Genomic DNA, 22,889 nt, shown 5'->3' with positions numbered 1-22,889 from the left:
GTCAGGGCACTCACGGGGAAGGACCCCGGGCCGACGGCGTACGTTCCGCCGGCCCGGGATCCATGACCTCGGGTCAGGGGTGCGGGGGCTTCGGCTCGGCGCTCAGCGCGCCGAAGACGATCACGTTGTCGAGGTATCCGTCGCCGGTGCGGGGGCCGCCGCAGGTGACGAGCCGCAGCTCCGGGCGGTCCACGTTCCCGTAGACGTCGTCGACGGGGAAGTCCGCCTTGGCGACCGTGCGGACCGCGCGGACGGTGAACACCGCTGTCGTGCCGTTCTCCAGGCTCGTCTCGATCCGGTCGCCCCGGTGCAGCCCCGCGAGGTGACGGAAGACCCCGTCCCCGTAGGCACCGACCGTGACATGACCGAGGATGACCGACGGGCCGACCTGGCCCGGTGTCGGCGAGTGCTGGTACCAGCCCGCCCGGTCATGTGCCGTGATCGGTGGCACCTGCACCGTGCCGTCCGGCGCCAGCCCCAGCCGCATGACCGGGGTGTCGACCCCGATGGCCGGGATCCGCAGTCGTACCGGGACCGAACGCGCCAGGGCCCGCGCCGCCTTGGCGGGGGCCGGCGCGGGAGGCCGTGCGCTGCCGGAGCCGGGGTCCGCGGTCCGGTGGGGTCCGGGGCCGCCGCAGCCCACGAGCAGCGTGGCCGCCACCGCGGTGGCGAAGGCGCGCCTGGAGAGGGGGCTCATGCCCCGGTCGCCCGCCGGCGACGTACGACGAAGACCGCCGCGCCCCCCGCGACCAGCACCGCGGCGGCGCCCCCGCCGATGAGGCCGTTCTCGGTCCCGGAGCCCGAGGACGCGGCCGTCACTCCGGTGTCGGGCGCGCCCTTCGGCACGACGGAGACCTGGCCCCGGCCCGACGGCCGGGTCGGCACGGCACTCGGGACCGCGGAGGCCTCGGTCGGCACGGCACTCGGAGTCGCGGAGCCCATGGACGGCACCGCGCTGGGCGAGGCGCCGCGCGTCGGGGCGACGGTGGCGGTGGGGCGGACCGTGGGGACCGGGCTGGGCTTCGCCCCGTGGGCGGACGCGGGCACGGTGCTCGCCAGCACGGCGGTGCAGGCGAGGGCCATGCCGTAGAAGACGGTTCGGCGCATTGAGTCGCTCTCTTTCGTCGGCCCGGCCGTTCCCGGCGGGCTGGCATACGGATCGAGCGGAGAGACGAGGCAGCGACAGACCAGGTTGTAAAGAGGAGGCAAAGCCGTGGGAGGCCGTCGCCCGACGGGATGCCCGGCGTGCGCCCCGGGGTTCGGTCGCGGTACGCGGCCGGCGCGCGCTGGGTGGAGCGGCGACCCGGCTCAGTCCCGGTAGGCGGCCGTCGCGATCCGGACGAACGAACGGATCACGGGGTTCGTGTCGCCCTCCTTCACCGCGACCACCACGCGGCTCGGCGCCATGTCGGTCAGCGGTACCACGGCCAGTTCCCCGGGCAGGTCGTGCCCGAGCGGGGTCATTCCGACCGTGCCGTTCCAGAGCACGGCCTGCACACACTCCTGGACGGCGCGCACCACCGGGCCCTCGCGCGGCTCGCCGCCGTTCCAGTACGACCGCCAGAGCGAGTCGGTGCCGTCCGGGAACCGGAACCAGCGCCGGCCGGCCAGGTCGGCCAGCCGGAGGTGGTCACGGCGGGCCAGCGGGTCGTCGGCGCGGAGCACCGCGCCCACCGGGTCGGCGCGCAACTCGCGCACCGTCAGGCCGGTCTCGTCGAACGGTGCACGGGTCAGCGCGATGTCGACCAGACCTGCGCGCAGCCCGCAGGTCGGATCGGTCAGGTCGGTCTCGCGGACACGGACCTCGACACCCGGGTGCCGCCGACGGTACGCGGCGGCGAGCCGGGCGGCGCCCCGGTCGGTGCTGTCGCTCAGGAGACCGACGGTGAGGGTCGCGGCGCCGGCCGCCGCGGCCACGCGCACACGTATCCGGTCGGCCCGGTCGAGCAGGGCGCGCGCCTCGTCCAGCAGCGTCGCCCCGGCCGGGGTGAGGGTGACGCCCGCGGCGGAGCGGTGCAGCAGCGGGGCACCGAGGCCGGTCTCCAGCTGTCTGATCGCCCGGCTCAGCGGAGGCTGGCTCATGTGCAGCCGGGCGGCGGCCCGGCCGAAGTGGAGTTCCTCTGCGACGGCCACGAAGTAGCGCAGCGTGCGTAGCTCCATGACCGGTGACGATACCCGTACGGTATCGAGGCCACCCAGACGGTCTTGGACGGCCGGGGCACCGGGCCGCTGAGATCGCAGCATGACGGACGAACAGATTCCCGACCCCGCCCTGCAGGTCGCCGGTGCCCAGGAGATCGCCCCGGACCTGCTGGTGATCCCGAACCAGCGGGTCCAACCGGTGCCCAACATCGGCATCATCGGCGGTACGCAGGCCGTACTCGTCGTCGAGACCGGCATCGGCATCTCCAACGCCGAGCAGGTCCTCGCCCTCGCCTCCGAGGTGGCCGACGGCCGTCGGCTGTACCTGACCACGACACACTTCCACCCCGAGCACGCCTTCGGCGCCCAGGTGTTCGCCGACCGGGCCACGTATCTGGTCAACCGCGCGCAGGCGGACGACCTGAAGACGAAGGGGCCGGGCTGTCTGGAGATGTTCCGGGGCTTCGGCGGGGCGATCGCCGACCGCCTCGACGGCGTCCGGGTGCCCACCCCCGACGAGGTCTACGACGGCGGGTACGACCTGGACCTCGGCGGCCGCACCGTACGGCTGCGGCCCACCGGCCGGGGCCATACGAAGGGCGACCAGGTGGTCGAGGTGCCGGACGCCGGCGTGCTGTTCACCGGGGACCTGGCCGAGACCGGGCAGTTCGCCATCTTCCCGTGGTTCCCGCCGTATGACACGGATGTCTCCGGCGTGGGCTGGCTGGCGGCGCTGGACCGGCTGGCCGCCGCCGGACCGCGGGTGGTCGTGCCCGGTCATGGCGACCTCGGCGGCCCGCAGGTGCTCGCCGACGTCCGTGACTATCTGCGCGAGTTGCGCGACGAGACCTGGCGGCGGCGTGACTCCGCGCTGGGAGAGGACGAGATCGTGGCCGAGGTGCGGGCGTTGCTGATCGAGCGGCATCCGGAGTGGGCCGGACGGGAGTGGATCGAGCGGGGCGTCGGGTGCCTGTGCGCCGAGCACGCCGGATGACTTCGCCCTCGTCCGCTGCTCCCACCGCGCCCACGCCGGTGGGCGGCCCGACGCGCCCCGTCCGGTTCCGGTGGGTTCGGACGGGGCGGCACCCGGCGGGCCGAGGATCTCCCGGCGGAGGGATTCGTCCGCGGGCAGATCGACGAGGACGCGTACAGACGCCGTCTCGCGGTCCCGCGGGAGCACCGGTGAGGGGCGACGCGCCGGACAGCCGGCCGGCCGCGTCGCCCTGACCGGCCGATCAGCCGACGGACAGGGAGAACGGCCCGGCCAGCACCGAGTAGCCGTCGTCGGCGAGGTAGTACACGTCGTACGCACCCGCCCCGTTGAGCTTGCCCGTGGAGAGGGTCAGCGCACCGCTGGCGTCGGGGGCGTAGGACCAGGTCAGCGAGGACTGCCGGCCCGGGGTCACCCCCGCCGGGTAGATGCCGATCCAGTTCTTCGCGCTCACTTGCGCGGCGGACGGCACCGCGTACCGGAAGGTGACGTTGCCGCCGCTCTCGACCGCGTTCAGGGTGCCGGTGAGCGTCGGCCGGCTGGCGGTGGACGGCGCGAAGGCGGCGTTCAGCGGTGTCGCGTAGGTGTCGTTGGCGGTCAGGCCGGGCAGGCCGAGGGCCGCCTCGACGGTGCGGCCGATGCCGTAGTGGTCGTAGTGGTCCGGGCTGCTGGTCCCGGCCGGGACGGTGCCCTGCGAGCCGACGACCACGGTGGCCAGGTGGTTGTAGGCCTCGCTGTCGCTCTCGTCCCAGGTCAGCAGGAGCAGCGAGCGCTGCTGGGTCCAGGCGGGAGAGGCCAGCACCGGGGCGAGGGTCTGCTTCAGCCAGCCGTCCTGCGTCTTGAGGCTGGTGGCGCTGCCGTTGCCCGAGGCCTCGCCGTCGTAGTAGTCGTCGGCGGCGATCCAGGAGAAGTTCGGGGTGGTCGCGGCCGACTTCAGGTCGGTGGTCAGCTGCGAGGTGTCGAACAGGTGCGCGGCACAGCGGGACGCGTTGCCGCTGATGTCGGTGTAGTTGATGAACGGCGCGTCGTCGGGCTCGTAGTAACGGTCGTTGGCGGTACTGGTGTTGCAGGGGGTGCCCATGCCCTGCTCATAGGCCTTCCAGCTCCTTCCGGCCGCCTCCAGGGTGTCGCCCAGGTTGCGTTGCGGGGAGTTGATGTCGGGCCAGTAGGTGGCGCCCTTGGCGTAGGTGTCTCCGCCGGCGATGGCGAGGTAGTTCTCGTCGCTGGGGTGGTAGACGCCGTGCGCGTCGGTCAGCGTCGCGCCCTGGGCCATCAGGCTGTGGATGTAGGGCGTGTCCGCCGGATCGTTCATGATCTGGGAGTAGTCGGTGTTCTCCATCATGACCGTGAAGACGTGGTCGTAGCCGGGCACCTTCGACACGGGCGGCGCGACCGGGGCGGGCGCCGTGACCGGGGTGTTCAGGGTCAGCGAGAGGTTGTCCAGGTAGCCGGTCTCGTTGGACGTCGACAGGAACTGCACCTCGACCTCGACGGACCGCGTCCCCGCGGGGACCGCGCCGGTGGTGCTGCGCGAGAGGAACTTGGTGGCCAGGCCCCGGTCGCTCGCGGAGACGGTCGGCAGTGCGGCGGTCGCGCCGAGCGGCCGGCCGTTCGCGTCGTGGAAGTGCAGACCGACCGCGACATAGCCGCTGTGGACAGTCCAGCCGCCGAGCCAGCCGGAGAGGTTGTAGTTCACTCCCCCGCCGTCGATGGCCGAGGCCGCCGAGGAGAGGTCCACGGTCTGCGTCATCGCGCCGTCGCCGAAGTTGCCGGGCCCGAAGAAGGCCTTGCCGGGCGCCTTGCCGTCGCCCGGCAGCCCGAAGGACGCGACGGTGGAGCACATGACGTCCGGGCCGCCGGCCTCGGTGGTCCAGCCGGGCACGGTGGTGGCCGCGCCCCAGTCGTCGGTGCAGTAGCCGCCGGACTCCGCGTCCCCGTCGACGATCAGATTGCCGCTGCTCCCCGCCGCCCGGGCGGGGGCGGGAGCGGCGACGATCAGTGCACCGAGGAGGGTGAGCAGCCCGCCGAGGGATCTCCATCGCTTTCGCATGCGTGTACCTCGTCCCGTAGATGAGGGTGCCGTAAGGGTGCTGCAGGGTATGACCGGACGTCACGAACGGGACATGGGTATCGGTCGCCGCTGTCGACCGGACGAACCACAGTCAAACTTGTTCAGACAAGTTGACGCCGGACGCGGGCGGCAAGGCCCTGGGGGGACGGCGTCGGTGACGGCGACCTTGCCGTGAACCGCACGCGGTTTCGGCTCAGAGGCTGCCCGGGCGGACCAGGCCGGTCCTTTTGACCCCGGTCAGGATGGGGGCGACCTCCAGGGTGGTGATGTGCGGGAGCGCGCCGACGGTGTCGCTCAGGAAGTGGTAGAGCGCGTCGAGATCGGCCGCCGCGACGGCCACGAGGAGGTTGGCCGGGCCCGTGGTGGCCGAGGTGAAGCGGACCTGCGGGTGGCGGCTGAACTGCCGGCCCGTCTCCTCCAGTCCCCCGGGGGCGACGGTGATCCACAGGAGGGCCTCGGCCCGGATGCCCAGCCGGGCGAGATCGACTTCGGTCGCGAGCCTGATGACCTGGCCGCCCGCCAGTGCCTCCACCCGGCGGCGGGCGGTGAGGGCGGTGGTGTCGGCGCGGCGCGCGAGATCGGTGTAGGAGGCTCGTCCGTCCTCCGTCAGCGCGGCGATCAGCTGGTCGTCGACGGGCAGGAGGGCGGGACGGGCCGGTGCCTCGGAGATGTCCGGCCGTAGACCGGTCAGCTCGGCCTCCGACAGCAGGCCCCCGCTCCAGTCGAAGGCGGCCGGGAAGACCCGCAGGAGCACATGAGAGGTCCACGACCGGACCGCGGGGGTGGCGGGAAGATCGCGCAGCAGCAGCGTGTTGCGCGCGTCCGGCCCGTCCAGGAACAGGATGGTGCAGATCTCGTCCCCGCCGCCGAGGACGTCCACCCAGACGGTGTCGGGGCGGCGGGCCAGGGTGGCGGCGATGGCGCTGATCCGGTTGGGCCGGCACCGGATGCGCAGCGCCAGCGGAATCAGATCGGGGAAGTGCACGGGGTTGCGTACGGCTGTGGCGCGCAGCGTGCCGTCGTGGAACAGCGGTGCCGCACGGCGCACCACGGTGCGCTCCGAGATGCCCAGGACGCGGCCGACCGTACGCCACGAGGCGCGCGGGGCAGCCAGCATCGCGGCGGCGATCCGGCTGTCCGTTTCATTCAGGTGATGGCGCACTTTCTCCACGAAACAGGATTGTATGTCCTTCATTCATGCTTCAAACGGCTCCTTCTGGCTCAGATGACGTCGCCCGGACTAGAAACGGACGCAGAGCAACCGAGACGAGAGTCGAGACGAGAGCGGTGAGCACGATGACGGGCTTCGAGGGCCGGACCGTGGAGACGGACCGCGGCAAGGTCAGGGGCGTCGCGGGGGGCGAGGCGATCTCCTTCCGGGGAATCCCCTATGCAGCGTCGCCGGTCGGTGAGCTGCGATTCGCGCCGCCGCAGCCGCACCCGGGATGGCGGGGGGTGCGGGAGGCGGCGCAGGCCGGGCCGGCGGTCCCACAGGCGGCCTCCCGCCTGGAGCAGGTGATGGGGCGCCGCGTTCCGGACTGGAACGAGGACGGCAGCCTGACCCTCAACGTCTTCGCACCGGCGCGGGCGTTCGAGGGCGGTGCCCCCCGCCCGGTCCTGGTCTGGTGGCACGGGGGCGGCTTCACCAGCGGCTCCGGCGGATGGGACTGGTACGACGGCGGCCGTCTCGCCGCGCTGGGCGACATCGTGGTGGTGACCGCGAACTACCGGCTGGGCCCGCTGGGTTACCTGTACCTGCCGGAGATCGGCGCCGCCAACCTCGGTCCCCAGGACCAGGCCGCCGTGCTGCGCTGGGTGCGGGACAACATCGCCTCCTTCGGCGGCGACCCGCGCACGGTGACGATCGGCGGGCAGTCGGCCGGAGCGTACTCGGCCCTGTCCCTGGCGCTCGATCCGCAGACCACGGGGCTCGTCACCCGGGTGCTGCTGCAGAGCGGCCCCTGGGGCCTGGCCCCGCAGGACCCGCAGGACGCGGCCGAGAACGCCGAGGCCTACCTGCGACTGCTCGGCGTGCCGGGCGGTGCCGACACCGCAAAGGCACTGCGGGCCCTGCCTGTCGAGCAACTCCTGTCCGCCTACGGCCGGCTCGCGGGCGAACTCGCGCGCACTGGCAACGTCGCCCCGCCGATGTATCCGGTGCTCGGCGGCCCCGGTGTTCCCCGTGGCCGGCGGCTGGCACTGGCGGACGGCGCCCTGGAGGGCAAGGCACTGCTGCTCGGCACCACCCGGGACGAGACCACGGCCTTCTGCGCCTTCGACCCGCGCATCCAGAACCTCACCACCGCCGGCGCGCTGGACGTCCTGACCGGCCACCTCGGCGAACGGGCCCACGAGGTCTACCAGCGACAGGCCGCCCGACTTCCGCGGGCGACGCCGGCGCAGGTCTTCACCGCGGTGCAGACCGACAAACTGTTCCGCGACGGCGCGCTGGAGATCGCCGACCACCACGCGGCCGGCGGCAACGCGACGTACGTCTACCAGTTCGACTACCGGCCGGCCGAGGACGAGCACGCCCTGGGCGCCACCCACTGCGGCGAACTGCCCTTCCTCTTCAACACGTTCGACGCCTACCCGGACAGCCCGATGCTGGGCAGGCCCGGAGAAGCCCAGCGCGCCCTGGGGCACAGCTTCGCGAGCGCGGTCGCCGCGTTCGTCACGACCGGATCGGCGACCGACTGGCTGCCCTACGCACCCGCGACGGCCGCACGCGTCCGGCACTTCGGCTGAGTCGAGGAGGAATTCGGCTGAGTCGAGGAGGAACGGGGACGGGAAGCGGAGCGAAAGCCACCGCACCGGTCCCCGTTCGCCGTGTCCGGGGCCGGGACCGGACCTGCGTCCCCGCGCAAGGACCGTGCGCCCACGCGAAAGACCGTCCGGGCGCGGGGCGTGAGAGTGGAGGCCGTCGGCGGCCGGCCCGCACCAGGGACAGAGGGCATGTCGTTCGCCCGGGTGCGGCGTGCCGTGTCCGACGTGGTGCGCGGCCGTATGCGGTGATCGGAACCAACAAGAGGATGCAATGGGACAGCTCGACGGCAGGACTGCGGTGGTGACCGGTGGCTCGACGGGCATCGGTCTGGCGAGCGCCCGCCGCTTCGCCGAACGGATCTCCGTGGACGGCCGCCGGGTGGATGTGCTGTACGCGAACGCCGGCGTGGGAGAGGTGGCCCCGCTCGCCCAGGCCACGGAGGAACACCTGGACCTGATCCTCGGTGTGAACGTGAAGGGCACGGTCTTCACCGTGCAGAAGGCGCTGCCGCTGCTGAACGACCACGCCGCTGTCATCCTCTCGGCCTCGATCTGGACGGTCGAGGGACCGGAGGGCTTCGGCGTCTATTCGGCCACGAAGGCGGCGGCGCGGTCCTTCGCCCGCACCTGGGCCAACGAGCTCAGGGGCCGGGGCATCCGGGTCAACGCCATCAGCCCGGGGACGATCGACACGCCGGGACTCGACGGGGCCATCGGCGGCGCCGACACCGAACAGGGCCGACAGCCCGCGCGATGCCTACGACACCGAGGTCGCGGTCGCAGGCGTGCCGGCGCACATACCGCCGGATCTCCGCCTCGACCGTCTCCCGCTGCTCAGTCGGCGCCGAGTCCGTGGCGCCCCCGGCAGCGAGACAGACAAGGTCGAGCAGCCGCTCGCAGGCGATGTCGAAGGTCGTCCCGGAGAATTGTTCACGCTCCTCCTGCAGCGTGGTGACCATCTGCCGGATCACCCGGCCCAGACCGCTGACACCGCTGAACACCTGCGGCTCGCGGGCTGCGGCCGGACTGCGGCGGTCGACCTCCTGGCCAGGAACGATCAACGCGATCGACACGAAGTCGTCCTCGTGGGCGAATGCCATCGGGCGGTCCACGTCGCACAGCGCCATGACACCGGGCCGGATCTCTCCCGAGGACGGCCATCGTCTCATCGCTCCCGGCACGGACTGCCGCCGTACGAGCACACGACGCCGTCCGGAGGTGAAACGACGACGCGTACCGAAGCCCCGATATCCCGGGTATGACGCCCTGATCGGCGCCCAAAAGACGTCATGCCAATTATGCGAGATTAATCCGATTTCGCAGAGTCACTCTCCCGGAGAAAGCCGCCCGTCAAGGCAAAGTTCACCATTGCGTACACATGACCTCGCTGGTAGCCTCGTCTTCGCTCTGACCAAGCAATATCTGAATAATGGGGGATCCACTTCGTGGACATGCGAAGCAAGGGAATTTCCGCCGTCATCGCCTGCGCCATGACCAGCGCAATATGCGGCATCGGCGCGAACACCGCGTACGCGGCTCCGTCGGAGAACGAGGAAGTCGTGCCGGTCACGCAGACGGCGACGGATGGACAACTCCGCGCCGGAGCCGATGAGATCTGCGCTGTCATCGGAATCGGCAGTGGCGCCGCAGGCCTGACCAAGGCGCTGGCCAAGGGAGCGTCATGGGTGGGAATCGGCGCCAGCATCGGGTGCTATCTGTACTCGAAGGCAAAGCAGGTAACGCCTCAGGAACAGCAAGCAGGCATGATCAAGTCGTACAACGAGTACCAGAGGAAGAGTGATCTCAAAAAGCTCGAGGCGCTCGGCTATTACTGCCAGAAAAAGGGTGGCGGTGGCGGCGGTGGCGGCGATGTCGCGCCCGTGAACCTGAAGGTGGGGTACCGGGACATCAAAATGAAAGGCGTGACCTACAAGTGCACGGCCACCGGGGACTGACCGGTCGCGGCCCGGGCTATGGAGAGCGATTCCTGTTCGCCGTAGCACTGACCGTGGTGAGTCTGTTGTGGATCACACAGGACATGGCCGCGTGGGCAACAGCGCTGTGTGGCGCGGGTGCCGTCGCAGGAGTGTCAGGGGTGCTCTACTTCGGATGGCGCTACCTTCGCTCACGCGGGGCCTCGCAATGAGGCTGCTCAGCACGACGAGCTCCGTGACGTGAGACAGAAGGACCCCCGCGTCCGTGAGCCGGACAGCGGCGTGCCGGACGGTCGGCGCGAGGGGTGCGGCCGATCCTGCGCAAGGAGAGGCCGCACCCCCACGTTGGAGATCATCCGGGCCGCCCCCGGCCTGGTCAGCCAGTGGCCTGCCTCCGGGTATCGCCCCCACCCACCGGCCGTTGCCGCTGCACAACTGCTCGTTTCCTTCGCGGCACTGCCGGCACGTGCCGTCTCCCCAGCTGGGATGGACGACCACCATGTCGCCCTCCGAGTAGCCCGCCTTCTTCGGTACGCCGCTGCCCAGTCCCGCCACTCGGCCGGTGACCTCATGACCGGGGATGCAGGGGAGCTCCACAGGGAACGGGCCCTTGAAATAGCCGTCGAGGAGTTGGTAGTCGCTTCGGCACATTCCCGTGGCAGCGACCTTCAGAAGAATCTCGTCCGGCCCGGGCTCGGGCACGGGTACCTCGTCGATTCGAAGGGGAACCCGGTATCCGTGCATCCGGGCTGCTCGCATCTGCACCACGTGGGCCTCGGTCTCGCCGGCAAGCGGAACAGCGGCTCGAGCCGTGCGGCGTGGGCAGGAATCGGGTACCGGGTTCTGGCGTCGGTCACCGCGGCCGCCGCTGCGGACATCTCATGCTCGCGTGTCTGCACTTGCCGCGCATCCGGTGCTGTGCAAGGTGATCGACAGCAGATGTGGTGGCCGCATGGCGGGTCGTCGCTGCTGGACGGCGGGTCACCGAGACCGCCGGTGGAAGGTACGGCTGCCGACGATGGGGCGCGGCGCCCTGCAGGGCAGGCGAGACTGGGGCAAACAGGTGAATTGCTGGCCCGATCGAGTGACTATACGGTTGATTTATGGCTATTGCAACGACGAGTCCCGTGACAGGGGAGGTCCTCAGGAGGTTCGACGAACTGACTCCCGAGGAACTGGAGGACAAGCTTGCCCGGGCGGCGGCCGCGGCCGCCTCGTACCGGTTGACGAGCGTCGATGAGCGGGCGGGATGGCTGCAGCATGCGGCCGAACGCCTGGAGAAGGAGATCGAGAGCGTCAGCCAGATGATCACCACGGAGATGGGCAAGACCTTCCGCGCGGCGGAGGAGGAAGTGGTCAAGTGCGTGCACGGGCTGCGTTTCTACGCCGCCGAGGGCCCCGCGTTCCTGCGGGACCTGGACAGGGACAGCGAGCGCGTGCACGCGAAGCAGACGTTCGTGACGTACCAGCCGATCGGTGTGGTGCTCGCGGTGATGCCGTGGAATCTGCCGTTGTGGCAGGCCATGCGGTTCGCCGCGCCCGCCCTGATGGCGGGGAACGTGGGCCTGCTCAAGCACGCCTCGAACGTGCCGCAGTGCGCCTTGTACCTGGAAGAGCTCTTCCGTGACGCGGGCTTCCCGGCCGACGTGTTCCAGACTCTGCTGATCCCCGCGAAGAGGGTGGAGCAGGTGCTGCGCGACCCGCGGGTGGCGGCCGCGACGCTGACGGGCAGTGAGCCGGCGGGCCGATCGGTGGCCACCATCGCCGGCGACGAGATCAAGAAGGTGGTCCTCGAACTCGGCGGTTCGGACCCGTTCATCGTCATGCCCTCCACGAATCTGGAGCGGGCCACCGATGTCGCGGTCAAGGCTCGGTGCCTGAACAACGGGCAGTCCTGCATCAACGGCAAGCGGTTCTTCGTGCACCAGGACATCGCTGACGAGTTCATCGAGATGTTCGTGGCGAAGATGGGCGCGCTGGTGGTGGGCGACCCGATGGAGGAGGGCACCGACGTCGGTCCGCTGGCCACCGAGTCCGGCCGGCGGGATGTGGAGTCCTACGTCGACGACGCCGTGAGCAAGGGCGCGACGGTGCTGCTGGGCGGCGAACGCCCGGACGGTCCCGGCTGGTTCTACCCGCCCACCGTGCTGACCGGCATCACACCGAACATGAACATGTACCACGAGGAGGTCTTCGGCCCCGTGGCGCAGGTGTGGACGGTCCCCTCACTGGAGGAGGCCCTGCGGGAGGCCAACGGCCACCCCTACGGCCTCGGGTCGAACCTGTGGAGCGAGGACGAGGCCGAACGCGAACTGTTCGTCCGCGACGTGCAGTCGGGCATGGCCTTCATCAACGGCAACACGACCAGCTACCCCGAGATCCCCTTCGGCGGCGTCAAACGCAGCGGCTACGGACGCGAGTTGTCCGACCTCGGCATGCGGGAGTTCATGAACGCCAAGACCGTCTGGATCGGCCAGGACGCCTGAACTCCCGGTCACCGCACGGCAGTCGACACCACCGGCATACGCGTCGGCTGTCGCGGCGCGCGGCCCGCCGAGCCAAGGAGGCGCGACGATGAGCGGAGCGAACCGGACGGCGTCGTCCGGGCAGGGAACGCCTGTGGTCGCGGTGCTCGGCACGGGCACCATGGGGGAGGCCATGGCACGCAACATCGCGGCGGCGGGACTGGGACTGCGCGCGTGGAACCGTACCCGCGCCGTCGCCGAACCGCTGGCCGACGCCGGCGCCGAGGTGTGCGACACGCCGGCCGAGGCCTGCCGCGGCGCCGACGTCGTAGTGACCGCGCTCGCGAACGAGAAGGTGGTCGCCGACGTGATGGACCAGGCCCGCGACGGCCTGGACGGCCACCCGGTGTGGGTGCAGACGTGCACGGTCTCCCCGGACGGCGGTCGCCGTCTCGCGGAACAGGCGACCCGCCTGAACGTCGCGTACGTGGAGGCCCCCCTCCTCGGCACCAAGGAGCCGGCCGTGGCCGGCACCCTGACCGTCCTGGCCGCCTCCCCCCAGGAGGAAGCACGGGAAGAGGTGCGACCGGTCCTGGAAGCGGTGGGCTCACGCATCGTGTGGCTCGACGAGATCGGTCAGCCGAGCAGCCTCAAACTCGCCTACAACGCCTGGGTCCTGACCACCGTCGAGGGCATCGCGGAGTCCCTCACCCTGGCCGACGCCCTCGGGGTGGACCCCCGGCTGGTCATCGACGTCATCGACGACAGCGGCCTCAACAGCCCGTACGTCCAGAGCAAGGGCCCGATGATGATCGACGACGACCTCGACACCCCCTCCTTCCCCCTCGAAGCCGCGGCCAAGGACGCCGACCTGATCACCGACACCGCGCGCGCCGCCGGCCTGCACCTGGGCATCGCGGAAGTCGTGGACGAACGCCTCCACCTCGCGGCCGACGACGGCCTCGGCCGCGCGGACGTCGCCGCGACCTACCGCATGTCCCGCCAGGCGTCCTGACCGGGCCGTCCCTCGAACGAGGCCAGGGAGGAACGATGACCCGTGCCGGCCTCGCCGCCGCACGTTCGAGCACGGCGCAACTGGCGGAGATCGTCCCCCAGGTGGACGACGAACAATGGGAGCTGCCGTCCGCGTGCGCCGGCTGGCGCGTCATCGATGTGGTGGCCCACCTGGCGGCCCTCGCCTCCGAGGCGGTGGACCCGCCACCGCCCGACCCCTCACTGCCGAAGAACCGCGAGCGCTACCACGACCTGCGCGTCGACGAACGCCGCGGCTGGAGCCACGCCGAAGTCCTCGACGAGTGGCGGCGCAGCACCCCCCGGCAGCTGGACCTCCTGGAAGCGGCCCAGGAACCGCCCGGGGCCGACGAGCCCGTCGACGTGCCCGGGCTCGGGACGTACCCGCGCCACCTCCTGGCGAACACCATGGCGTTCAACGTCTTCTGCCACCTGCGCAACGACATGCTCGCCCCGGACGGCCCGCTCCCGTTCACGCTGCCGGAACCGACCGACGGCGAGGTCGCCCCCGCCGTCGACTTCATGCTCGCCGGTCTCCCCCAGATGCAGGGGCCCGAACTCACCGCCACCGTCGACCGGCCCCTCGTCCTGGACCTGACCGGACCGGGTGCCACCACCGTCACCGTCCTCCCCGCGGCCGGGCCGGACGGGCAGCTGACCGTGGCGCCCGGCGCGGACGCCACCACCCAGGTCCACAGCACGGCACTCGACTTCATCGTGTGGGCCACCACCCGCAAACCCTGGCGCGACCACTGCCGCATCACGGGCGACGCATCCGCCGCGACGCCGTTCCTCGACCGCCTCGACATCATTTAGCGGAGGGGTGCGTCACGGAGGATCGCGGTGTCCGCCCTGTTCGGTACCGGCGCGCGGAGGTCAGGCGGGCCTGCCGGCCTGCTGAGTCGCGCTGGGGGCCGTCTGCGGAGCACGTGTCGCGCCACTGTCGTTGCCACAGGCAGCGAGCAGGCCCAGAACGGCGACCGCCCCAGGACCGACACCGCGCGTCGCGCTGTGAGGGGAAGGGCCGTGTGGTGGTCCGGGCATGCTGTGTCGCGCCGATAGGTCTGCATATGTGTTGCTCCTTGAAGAACTGACTGCCCGTCCAGAAGGCCGGGGCCGATCGGGTGCCCTGTGCACCGTCATCACGTCCGACGAGGTGACGTGCCGAAAACGTTCAGATCGACTTCCGTGTACTGAGGCGCGTACCGGCTGGTGATCCGCACCGGGTCTCCCCCGGGACCAGGAATCGGAGACGGCCCGTTCCCCGTGGCCTGACCCGGGGAAGCGACATCGCGTGTCGGAGGAGCGGTTCGATCACGGGGTTGCGGTGCTGGTCGCGTCTGGCCCCGTCGCCGAGCCATGCCGTCCGCCTCGGGTCGAGGCCGACGGCGTCGAGGCCGAGACGAGCGTTGACGCCGTTGTGCTCCGTGCACGCCAGGACCAGCGGATCGATGAACCGAGTCTGCAGCTCCGGGTCGGTGACGGGTCCGCCGACGGCGACCTTGTCCTTGATGAGCGAGCGCGACGGTGGCGCGCCGGCGCCCGACGTCGCGGAGGCAGGCATGGGCGCGACCACCCCGACCTCCAGCGACGGCTTGAGTTCTCCGCCCAGGGCCGACCAGATGTCGGCGATGGAGCGAGACTCGACCGGCGGCACGCCGACGGTGAGGGGAATCGCCAGACCGAGGTCCGCAAGGGCCCCGTCGAGACACTCGGCGGGCAGCGCTTCATGGGGCAGCAGGCCGGTCAGGACGGCGGACGGCAGCCGGTGTTCGTCCTCGGAACGCTTGGTCCACGCCGTGAGCAGGCACGACAGCCGAAACCAGCGAGGCGGCTGACGGCGCCGCGTCACCATGCCCGACGCGTGGCTCAGCGCCATCGCGCCACGCTCCCGCCGAGCCACCTCCTCTCGTACGTCGTAGAGGTACGCGTCCACGGTGGGCGAGTTGCGGCGAGCGGCCCAGTCACGGGTGGGGGCGTCGAAGACCACCTGGGCCGCGCCCTCGGGGAGCGCCTTGGCACGCAGCAGACGCCGCAGCGCCTCGTCGATCTCGTGAATCACCGGCAAGTCCCCAGGTCGCCGCCCGAGAGCGCTGCCGACACGTTCGGGTTGCTCACAGGTACCCCTCCCGCAGTGCGAACGCCACGGCATGGGCCCGGTTGCGCAGCTGCATCCGTGTCATGAGCCCGTGCAGGTAGAGCGTGAAGCCTTCACCGTCCACGACGGTGCCGCCGAGCCGTTCGTTGCGTCCGAGCTGCACCGTGGCGGGCCAGTAGCCGCCCTACGGGTTCGTCGACTGCCAGGCAGATTGCCGGCACCCGGCATGCGGCCGGAACCGGCGGCAAGCGCCCTCACAGTCCGACGATCTTGTTCCAGCGCTTCGCGAACTCCACCCGTTCCGTCGATGTGACGTCCCGGGCGATCGCCAGGCGGCGGCGCATCGTCGCGTCCGGGAAGATCAGCGGGTTCTCGGCGAGGGCGGCGGCGTCCTCGTCCTTGGCGGCGGCCAGGACGTTCTGGGCGGCGGGGACGGGGCAGACGTAGTTCACCCAGGCGGCGAGCGCCGCGGCGACCTCCGGCTGGTAGTAGTAGTCGACCAGTTGCTCGGCGTTCGCCTTGTGGCGGGCCCGGTCGGGGATCATCAGGGAGTCCGACCACAGTTCGGCGCCCTCCTCGGGGACGACGAAGTGGATGTCCGGGTTGTCCGCCTGCAACTGGATCACATCGCCCGAGTACGCCTGACAGGCCAGCACATCGCCGCTGACCAGGTCCTTGGTGTAGTCGTTCCCGGTGAACCGGCGGATCTGGCCGCTGCCGACATGCCGCTCGACCTGGTCGCAGATCCGGTGGAAGTCGTCGGCGGTCCACCGGGTGATGTCCACCCCGTTGGCCTGCATCAGCAGCGCGAACGCCTCGTCCAGACCGGAGAGCAGGGTGACCCGGCCCTTGAGGTCGGGCGCCCACAGGTCCTGCACGCGCCGGATCTCGCGGCCGAGCCTGCGGCGGTTGTACGCGATGCCGGTGATGCCGGACTGCCAGGGCACCGTGAACTTGCGCCCCGGGTCGAAGACCGGCGAGCGCAGAAGGGCATCGAGGTGCCGCGCCACCTGCGGCTGCCGGGCCCGGTCCATCTCCTGCACCCAGCCGAGGCGGACGAACCGCGCGCACATCCAGTCGCTGATGACGATCAGGTCGCGACCGGTCTGCTGGTGGTTCATCAGGGCCGGACTGATCTTGCCGAAGAACTCGTCGTTGTCGTTGATCTCCTCGACATAGTCGACCGCGATGCCCGTGCTCTTCTCGAACGCCTCCAACGTCGGCCGCCGACTCGGGTTCTTGTCGTCCGTGTCGATGTACAGCGGCCAGTTCGCCCAGGTCAGTCGCCTGTCCCGGGTGGACAGGTCGGCGACGGGCCGGTCGCCGGGTGCCACGTAGGCGGCGGGCACGCCGCAGCCTGCGAGCGCGCCGAGCACCGCGCCCCCGCCCAGGGAGCGCAGGAGGGAACGGCGGGAGAGCTGGGGAGTCTTCGGGATCCGGGACATCCCGGAAGCATGCCGTCCGGCCCGCCGCCAGGACAATCGACGTCGCGTCGAGCGCCCCGCGGCAACCCGACACCCTGTCGATCGGCCGCCGGTGACCGACGGGAGGCGGCGGGGTCCGCGGCCGTACGGCGCCCGGCCATGCGAAGGCCCCGCACGGTCAACTCCCGTGCGGGGCCGCGCACCTGGCGTATCGGTGCCCGCGCCTACGGGCGCTCGCGCAGCTGCGTGTACGCGCGCGCCCGCCCCGGCGCTGTTACGCGTCCAGCGAGGTCATCACGTGCTTGATGCGCGTGTAGTCCTCGAAGCCGTACGCCGACAGGTCCTTGCCGTAGCCGGACTTCTTGAAGCCGCCGTGCGGCATCTCGGCGACCAGCGGGATGTGCGTGTTGATCCACACACAGCCGAAGTCGAGCGCCTTGGACAGCCGCATCGCGCGGGCGTGGTCCTTCGTCCACACCGAGGACGCGAGGGCGTAGTCGACGCCGTTGGCCCACTCCACGGCCTGCGCCTCGTCCGTGAAGGACTGGACGGTGATGACCGGGCCGAAGACCTCGTTCTGGATGATCTCGTCTTCCTGCTTGAGGCCCGAGACGACGGTCGGCGCGTAGAAGTAGCCCTTGTCGCCGACGCGCTGGCCGCCCGTCTCGACCTTGGCGTGCGCGGGGAGGCGCTCGATGAAGCCGGAGACCTGCTGGAGCTGGTTCGGGTTGTTGAGGGGCCCGTAGAGCACGTCCTCGTCGTCCGGCTGGCCCGTCTTCGTCTCGGCGGCGGCCTTGGCGAGCGCGGCGACGAACTCGTCGTGGATGGACTCGTGGACGAGGACACGGGTGGCGGCCGTGCAGTCCTGGCCGGCGTTGAAGAAGCCCGCCACCGAGATGTCCTCGACCGCCTTGGCGATGTCGGTGTCCTCGAAGACGACGACCGGCGCCTTGCCGCCGAGCTCCAGGTGGACCCGCTTGACGTCCTTGGCCGCGGACTCGGCGACCGACATGCCGGCGCGCACGGAGCCGGTGATGGACGCCATCGCCGGGGTCGGGTGCTCGACCATCATGCGGCCGGTGTCGCGGTCGCCGCAGATGACGTTGAAGACGCCCTTGGGCAGGATCGAGCCGATGATGTCGGCGATCAGGACCGTGGAGGCCGGGGTGGTGTCCGACGGCTTCAGCACGACCGTGTTGCCCGCCGCGATCGCCGGGGCGAACTTCCACACGGCCATCATCATCGGGTAGTTCCACGGCGCGACCTGCGCGCAGACGCCGACCGGCTCACGGCGGATGATCGAGGTCATCCCCTCCATGTACTCGCCGGCCGAGCGGCCCTCCAGCATCCGGGCCGCACCCGCGAAGAAGCGGATCTGGTCGACCATCGGCGGGATCTCCTCCGACCGGGTCAGCCCGGTCGGCTTGCCGGTGTTCTCGACCTCGGCCGCGATCAGTTCCTCGGCGCGCTCCTCGAAGGCGTCAGCGATCTTGAGGAGGGCCTTCTGGCGCTCGGCGGGGGTGGTGTCACGCCAGGCCGGGAAGGCCGCGGCTGCGGCGGCCATCGCGGCGTCGACGTCCGCCTGTCCGGACAGCGGGGCTGTCGCGTACGCCTCACCGGTCGCAGGGTTGACCACCTCGGTGGTCCGGCCGTCGGCGGCGTCGCGGAATTCGCCGTCGATGTGGTTGCGCAGACGACGCAGCTCGGTGCTCACTGCGGGCCCTCCAAGTTCGGGTGTCCAATCGCTGAGACGTCCACCCTAATCCGTGTGCCCACGTTTTCAACAGCCCCGATCGCACCAAGGCTGCGAAATCCGCAGACTCCCCTCACGGAAACAACGAATTTCATTGATTGAGCCTTGCGAAACTGTCGAGACGTCGTGCACAGTGAGGTCGTGGCCAGTCGAAGCGCAGACCAGAGGGACTCCCGCGAGTCCAGGAACGGCACCCCCCAGCTGGACGCCGTCTCCCTCGCCATCATCGAGCAGCTCCAGGAGGACGGCCGCCGGCCGTACGCCGCGATCGGCAAGGCCGTCGGCCTGTCCGAGGCGGCCGTGCGCCAGCGCGTCCAGAAGCTGCTCGACCAGGGCGTGATGCAGATCGTCGCCGTCACGGACCCACTCACCGTGGGCTTCCGCCGGCAGGCGATGGTCGGGATCCACGTCGAGGGCGAAGTCGAGTCCGTCGCCGACGCGCTGGCCGCCATGTCCGAATGCGAGTACGTGGTGATGACCGCAGGCTCGTTCGACCTGATGGTGGAGATCGTCTGCGAGGACGACGACCACCTGCTGGACGTCATCAACAAACGCATCCGGGCCCTCCCCGGCGTGCGCTCCACCGAGAGTTTCGTCTACCTCAAGCTCAAGAAGCAGACCTACATGTGGGGAACCCGATAGCCGTGAGTACCAAGGACCTCAGCAAGACCGCGTACGACCACCTGTGGATGCACTTCACCCGCATGTCCTCGTACGAGAACGCCCCCGTGCCCACCATCGTGCGGGGCGAGGGCACCTACATCTACGACGACAAGGGCAAGCGCTACCTCGACGGTCTCGCCGGTCTGTTCGTGGTCCAGGCGGGCCACGGCCGCACCGAGCTGGCCGAGACGGCGTTCAAGCAGGCGCAGGAGCTGGCCTTCTTCCCGGTGTGGTCCTACGCCCACCCGAAGGCCGTGGAGCTGGCGGAGCGCCTGGCCCACCACGCGCCCGGCGACCTGAACAAGGTCTTCTTCACCACGGGCGGCGGCGAGGCGGTGGAGACCGCCTGGAAGCTGGCCAAGCAGTACTTCAAGCTGGTCGGCAAGCCCACCAAGTACAAGGTCATCTCGCGCGCGGTCGCCTACCACGGCACCCCGCAGGGCGCCCTGTCCATCACCGGCCTGCCGGGCCTCAAGGCCCCCTTCGAGCCGCTGGTCCCCGGCGCGCACAAGGTGCCGAACACCAACATCTACCGTGCCCCGCTCTTCGGTGACGACCCGGAGGCCTTCGGCCGCTGGGCCGCCGACCAGATCGAGCAGCAGATCCTCTTCGAGGGTCCGGAGACGGTGGCCGCGGTCTTCCTGGAGCCGGTGCAGAACGCCGGCGGCTGCTTCCCGCCGCCGCCCGGCTACTTCCAGCGGGTCCGCGAGATCTGCGACCAGTACGACGTGCTGCTCGTGTCGGACGAGGTCATCTGCGCCTTCGGCCGCCTGGGCACGATGTTCGCGTGCGACAAGTTCGACTACGTGCCGGACATGATCACCTGCGCCAAGGGCATGACCTCCGGCTACTCCCCGATCGGCGCCTGCATCATCTCCGACCGCCTGGCCGAGCCCTTCTACAAGGGTGACAACACCTTCCTGCACGGCTACACCTTCGGCGGTCACCCGGTGTCGGCCGCTGTGGGCCTCGCCAACCTCGACCTGTTCGAGCGCGAGAACCTCAACCAGCACGTACTCGACAACGAGGGCGCCTTCCTGTCCACGCTGCAGAAGCTGCACGACCTGCCGATCGTCGGCGACGTCCGCGGCAACGGCTTCTTCTACGGCATCGAGCTGGTCAAGGACAAGAACACCAAGGAGTCCTTCAACGACGAGGAGACCGAGCGCGTCCTGTACGGCTTCCTCTCCAAGGCGCTGTTCGACAACGGCCTGTACTGCCGTGCCGACGACCGCGGCGACCCGGTCATCCAGCTCGCCCCGCCGCTGATCTCCGACCAGAAGACGTTCGACGAGATCGAGCAGATCCTGCGCGCGACGCTGACGGAGGCGTGGACCAAGCTCTGAGCCCTCCGAGGTTCCGATCGCCCAGCTGGCTGATTCATCCTTCTGGATGATCAACAAACGGCCCCGTGCCGCCCGTTCGAGTGAGAAACGGCGGTCCGGGGCCGTTGCTGTTCCTGGCTCCCGGTGCCGTCTGCCTAGCGTGCGAAGTGACCGATCGGCCCCGCCTTCGTTCCCCCGAACGGGTTCCCCGGACGGGGATCGGCACGGGAAAAACGGATCTGAACCGAGGTGTACGCGATGGTGGCCCCTCCGGACAACGACGTGCTCTGGGCGCACGCCCTGCACTTCCAGCACAATGGTTCGCCCGCGCTCTGCGGTGTCTCCGTGGGGGTCCGGGAGGGCGAGATCCTGGCCGTCACCGGCCCGCGCGGGAGCGGCAAGACGACCCTCCTGCAGTGCCTGGCGGGGCTGCTGCCCGCCCAGCGGGGCGAGGTCTGGTTCAACAGCACACCGGTGCACACCATGGGCTCGTTCAGCCGTGAACGGCTGCGCCGCGACCGCTTCGGCTGGATCGATCCGGTGCCGCTGCTCGTACCCGAGCTGAACGTGTGGGAGAACGCCGCCCTGCCGCTGATGCTGCGCGGCACCGGCCGCCGCCGGGCCAGGACCGCGGCCCTGGAGTGGCTGGAGCGGCTCGACATCGGCGGCTGCGCCCGCAAGCGCCCGGACGAGCTGGCCGGGGCCGAACGGCAGCGGCTCGCCGTGGCGCGGGCGCTCGCCGCGTGCCCGACGGTGCTCTTCGCGGACGAGCCGACCGCCACCCTGCACCGCTCCGAGGCCGCCCAGGTGCTGCGCACGCTCACCGCGGCGGCCCGCTCGCACGGCATCACGGTCGTCCTGGCCACGCTGCACCCGGACGTCGCGGCTCTCGCCGACCGCGCGGTGTCCCTGCTGGACGGGCGGCCCGTGACCACGGTCCAGCTGCCTCCGGTCCCGGAGGCGGAGACGGAAGGCCGGCCCGCGTGCTCGCTCTCCGTCTAGCCCGTGGGGCCCGCCCCCAGGTCCAGCTGTGCCGGCTGCTGGTCGCGGCGGCCTCGGCCGGCTCGGGCCTGCTGCTGCTGTGCACGCTGGGCTACGCCCTCGCGCACCCGGACGCGCCGGCCGGCTCGGTGCTGCGGCTGGTCTGGTGCGCCGTGCCCATGGCCGCCACGGTGTATCTCGCGGTCGCCGTCGCCCGCACGGACCCCGGCACCCGCCCCCGATCCGGTCTCGCTGCCATCGGCCTCGGCCCCGTCCGGCTGATGGCCCTGTCGGCCGTGACCACGGCCCTGTCGACCGGGCTCGGATCGCTGCTGGCGCTGCTGGCCTTTCTGCATCTGCGCGGCGATCTGCCGGGAGTGCCGTTCGACGGCGCGGCGGCCGGGTTCCTCGCCGCGGACGTGCCGCTGCCGCTGCCCGCGGCGCTCACCCTGCTCACGCTGGTGCCGCTCGCGGCCTCCGCGGCGAGCGCGCTGGCGTTGCGGCCGAAGGACGCGGGAGGCCACCGCGCCGGACACCGCGGCGAGGCGCCGGCCCGCCCGGGCGGCGACGACGCCCCCGAGGACCGGGCCGCCGCGCTGCCGGACGGCGTCGTGTCCGGCCTGGCCCCCGCGGCCGGGCCCGCGCCGGGCGGACTGCCCTGGGGCGTGGCCGCGATCGCCGCGGGGCTCGCCGTGGAGGCGCACGCGAGCGGCTCGGGCGGGGCGCCGCGCTTCCCGCTGCCCGGCGGGGTCGCGGGCGGTCCTGCCGGGGTTCTGCTGGGCTGGGCGCTGACCGCGCTGGGGCTGGCCCTGGTCGGTCCGGCCCTCGCATACCTGTGCGGCCGGTTGCTGGAGGCCGCGCGTCCGGGAGCCGTACGGCTGCTCGCGGGGCGCGGACTGCAACGGGAGGCCGCGCGGATCGGGCGGCCGCTCGGTGTGGTGTGCGCGGTGGCCTCCGGGGCGTACGCCATGACGGCGCCCTACGTCGGCGCCCGCCTGTCCTTCGGGCCCCTCACCACGCTGGGTGCGCTGCTCGTGGCGGGGTGCGCGCTGACGACGCTGGTGACGGCGGCCATCGAGGCGCGGCAGGCGCGCGCCGAGACGGTGGCCGCGCTGGTCCGGCTGGGCGCGCCCGCCACGCTGCTGCGCGGCGCGGCATTCCTCCGGGCGGGCGCCCTGGCCCTGGTGTTCGTGCCGCTGACCTGGATGGTCGCGGAACTGGCCGCCATGCCGCTGAGGGGCTGA

General features: G+C 71.1%; 20 protein-coding genes and 2 pseudogenes. 11 read left to right on the top strand and 11 right to left on the bottom strand.

The genetic code is table 11. The features are described from left to right. Positions 1 to 73: 73 nt before the first annotated feature. From AB0L95_RS19145 to AB0L95_RS19135, 3 genes are all read right to left on the bottom strand, one after another. A complete protein-coding gene (locus tag AB0L95_RS19145) occupies positions 74 to 697 on the bottom strand; it encodes a class F sortase (RefSeq protein ID WP_365162839.1) in 624 nt (207 codons plus the stop codon). Then, a complete protein-coding gene (locus AB0L95_RS19140) occupies positions 694 to 1,107 on the bottom strand; it encodes a sortase-dependent protein (RefSeq protein ID WP_365162838.1) in 414 nt (137 codons plus the stop codon). Before AB0L95_RS19140 ends, AB0L95_RS19145 begins: the two co-directional genes overlap by 4 nt. Positions 1,108 to 1,308: 201 nt before the next feature. Continuing rightward, positions 1,309 to 2,160 carry a LysR substrate-binding domain-containing protein gene (locus AB0L95_RS19135; protein WP_365162837.1) on the bottom strand — a complete coding sequence of 284 codons (852 nt, stop codon included), beginning with the start codon at positions 2,158 to 2,160 and terminating at the stop codon, positions 1,309 to 1,311. Positions 2,161 to 2,242: 82 nt separating this feature from the next. Here AB0L95_RS19135 and AB0L95_RS19130 point away from each other — a divergent pair, with 82 nt between their 5' ends. Then, complete coding sequence (locus AB0L95_RS19130; RefSeq protein WP_365162836.1) at positions 2,243 to 3,136, top strand: MBL fold metallo-hydrolase; 894 nt, start codon at positions 2,243 to 2,245, stop codon at positions 3,134 to 3,136. A gap of 241 nt (positions 3,137 to 3,377) precedes the next feature. Here AB0L95_RS19130 and AB0L95_RS19125 read toward each other — a convergent pair whose 3' ends face one another. Next, positions 3,378 to 5,183, bottom strand: a complete 1,806-nt coding sequence (locus AB0L95_RS19125) for an alkaline phosphatase family protein (RefSeq protein WP_365162835.1) — start codon at positions 5,181 to 5,183, stop codon at positions 3,378 to 3,380. Between the two features lie 214 nt (positions 5,184 to 5,397). Further along, a complete protein-coding gene (locus tag AB0L95_RS19120; protein WP_365162834.1) occupies positions 5,398 to 6,375 on the bottom strand; it encodes an Lrp/AsnC family transcriptional regulator in 978 nt (325 codons plus the stop codon). Between the two features lie 125 nt (positions 6,376 to 6,500). On the opposite strand from AB0L95_RS19120, the gene AB0L95_RS19115 reads away from it, so the two are divergent. Beyond that, positions 6,501 to 7,952 carry a carboxylesterase family protein gene (locus AB0L95_RS19115; RefSeq protein WP_365162872.1) on the top strand — a complete coding sequence of 484 codons (1,452 nt, stop codon included), beginning with the start codon at positions 6,501 to 6,503 and terminating at the stop codon, positions 7,950 to 7,952. A 289-nt stretch (positions 7,953 to 8,241) separates the two neighbouring features. Next, positions 8,242 to 8,679: pseudogene (locus AB0L95_RS19110) on the top strand (SDR family NAD(P)-dependent oxidoreductase); the annotation flags it as partial. Here AB0L95_RS19110 and AB0L95_RS19105 read toward each other — a convergent pair. After that, positions 8,642 to 9,139 (bottom strand): hypothetical protein, encoded by a 498-nt coding sequence (locus tag AB0L95_RS19105; protein ID WP_365162833.1) that lies wholly within the window; start codon positions 9,137 to 9,139, stop codon positions 8,642 to 8,644. The pseudogene AB0L95_RS19110 and the gene AB0L95_RS19105 sit on opposite strands and share 38 nt — an antisense overlap. Positions 9,140 to 9,421: 282 nt before the next feature. Here AB0L95_RS19105 and AB0L95_RS19100 point away from each other — a divergent pair, with 282 nt between their 5' ends. Further along, positions 9,422 to 9,925, top strand: coding sequence for a hypothetical protein (locus AB0L95_RS19100; RefSeq protein ID WP_365162871.1), 504 nt, complete (start codon positions 9,422 to 9,424; stop codon positions 9,923 to 9,925). 72 nt (positions 9,926 to 9,997) lie between these two features. On the opposite strand, the gene AB0L95_RS19095 is transcribed toward AB0L95_RS19100, so the two are convergent. Further along, positions 9,998 to 10,648: an alcohol dehydrogenase catalytic domain-containing protein gene (locus tag AB0L95_RS19095; RefSeq protein WP_365162870.1), complete on the bottom strand. Its 651-nt coding sequence runs from the start codon at positions 10,646 to 10,648 to the stop codon at positions 9,998 to 10,000. A 359-nt stretch (positions 10,649 to 11,007) separates the two neighbouring features. Here AB0L95_RS19095 and AB0L95_RS19090 point away from each other — a divergent pair, with 359 nt between their 5' ends. The 3 genes from AB0L95_RS19090 (at position 11,008) to AB0L95_RS19080 (ending at position 14,217) form a co-directional block, all read left to right on the top strand. Continuing rightward, on the top strand, positions 11,008 to 12,390 hold the full coding sequence (locus AB0L95_RS19090; RefSeq protein ID WP_365162832.1) for an NADP-dependent succinic semialdehyde dehydrogenase: 1,383 nt from the start codon (positions 11,008 to 11,010) through the stop codon (positions 12,388 to 12,390). 88 nt (positions 12,391 to 12,478) lie between these two features. Next, positions 12,479 to 13,384, top strand: a complete 906-nt coding sequence (locus tag AB0L95_RS19085; RefSeq protein ID WP_365162831.1) for an NAD(P)-dependent oxidoreductase — start codon at positions 12,479 to 12,481, stop codon at positions 13,382 to 13,384. A 35-nt stretch (positions 13,385 to 13,419) separates the two neighbouring features. Then, entirely contained in the window at positions 13,420 to 14,217 is a 798-nt protein-coding gene (locus AB0L95_RS19080; RefSeq protein WP_365162830.1) for a maleylpyruvate isomerase family mycothiol-dependent enzyme, read from the top strand. 358 nt (positions 14,218 to 14,575) lie between these two features. On the opposite strand, the gene AB0L95_RS19075 is transcribed toward AB0L95_RS19080, so the two are convergent. From AB0L95_RS19075 to AB0L95_RS19060, 4 genes and pseudogenes are all read right to left on the bottom strand, one after another. Beyond that, positions 14,576 to 15,463 carry a DUF4255 domain-containing protein gene (locus AB0L95_RS19075; RefSeq protein ID WP_365162829.1) on the bottom strand — a complete coding sequence of 296 codons (888 nt, stop codon included), beginning with the start codon at positions 15,461 to 15,463 and terminating at the stop codon, positions 14,576 to 14,578. Positions 15,464 to 15,515: 52 nt separating this feature from the next. Beyond that, a pseudogene (locus tag AB0L95_RS19070) lies at positions 15,516 to 15,596 on the bottom strand (DNA-binding response regulator); the annotation flags it as partial. Between the two features lie 157 nt (positions 15,597 to 15,753). Next, positions 15,754 to 16,944, bottom strand: a complete 1,191-nt coding sequence (locus tag AB0L95_RS19065; protein WP_365162828.1) for a spermidine/putrescine ABC transporter substrate-binding protein — start codon at positions 16,942 to 16,944, stop codon at positions 15,754 to 15,756. A 253-nt stretch (positions 16,945 to 17,197) separates the two neighbouring features. Then, positions 17,198 to 18,637 (bottom strand): gamma-aminobutyraldehyde dehydrogenase, encoded by a 1,440-nt coding sequence (locus tag AB0L95_RS19060; protein ID WP_365162827.1) that lies wholly within the window; start codon positions 18,635 to 18,637, stop codon positions 17,198 to 17,200. Positions 18,638 to 18,802: 165 nt separating this feature from the next. Between AB0L95_RS19060 and AB0L95_RS19055 the strand changes: the two genes are divergently transcribed. The 4 genes from AB0L95_RS19055 to AB0L95_RS19040 all read left to right on the top strand — a co-directional run bounded on the left by AB0L95_RS19055 (position 18,803) and on the right by AB0L95_RS19040 (position 22,889). Continuing rightward, positions 18,803 to 19,318: an Lrp/AsnC family transcriptional regulator gene (locus AB0L95_RS19055; protein ID WP_355905003.1), complete on the top strand. Its 516-nt coding sequence runs from the start codon at positions 18,803 to 18,805 to the stop codon at positions 19,316 to 19,318. Further along, positions 19,303 to 20,685 carry an aspartate aminotransferase family protein gene (locus tag AB0L95_RS19050; RefSeq protein ID WP_365162826.1) on the top strand — a complete coding sequence of 461 codons (1,383 nt, stop codon included), beginning with the start codon at positions 19,303 to 19,305 and terminating at the stop codon, positions 20,683 to 20,685. The genes AB0L95_RS19055 and AB0L95_RS19050 overlap by 16 nt, the downstream gene beginning before the upstream one ends. A 237-nt stretch (positions 20,686 to 20,922) precedes the next feature. Next, entirely contained in the window at positions 20,923 to 21,666 is a 744-nt protein-coding gene (locus tag AB0L95_RS19045; protein ID WP_365162825.1) for an ATP-binding cassette domain-containing protein, read from the top strand. Next, positions 21,648 to 22,889, top strand: coding sequence for a hypothetical protein (locus AB0L95_RS19040; RefSeq protein WP_365162824.1), 1,242 nt, complete (start codon positions 21,648 to 21,650; stop codon positions 22,887 to 22,889). Before AB0L95_RS19045 ends, AB0L95_RS19040 begins: the two co-directional genes overlap by 19 nt.

Source organism: Streptomyces sp. NPDC052036, assembly GCF_040680495.1.
GTDB lineage: Bacteria > Actinomycetota > Actinomycetes > Streptomycetales > Streptomycetaceae > Streptomyces.
The sequence above is the reverse complement of the archived record's forward strand: the minus strand, read 5'-3'. Positions and strand labels throughout refer to the sequence as shown.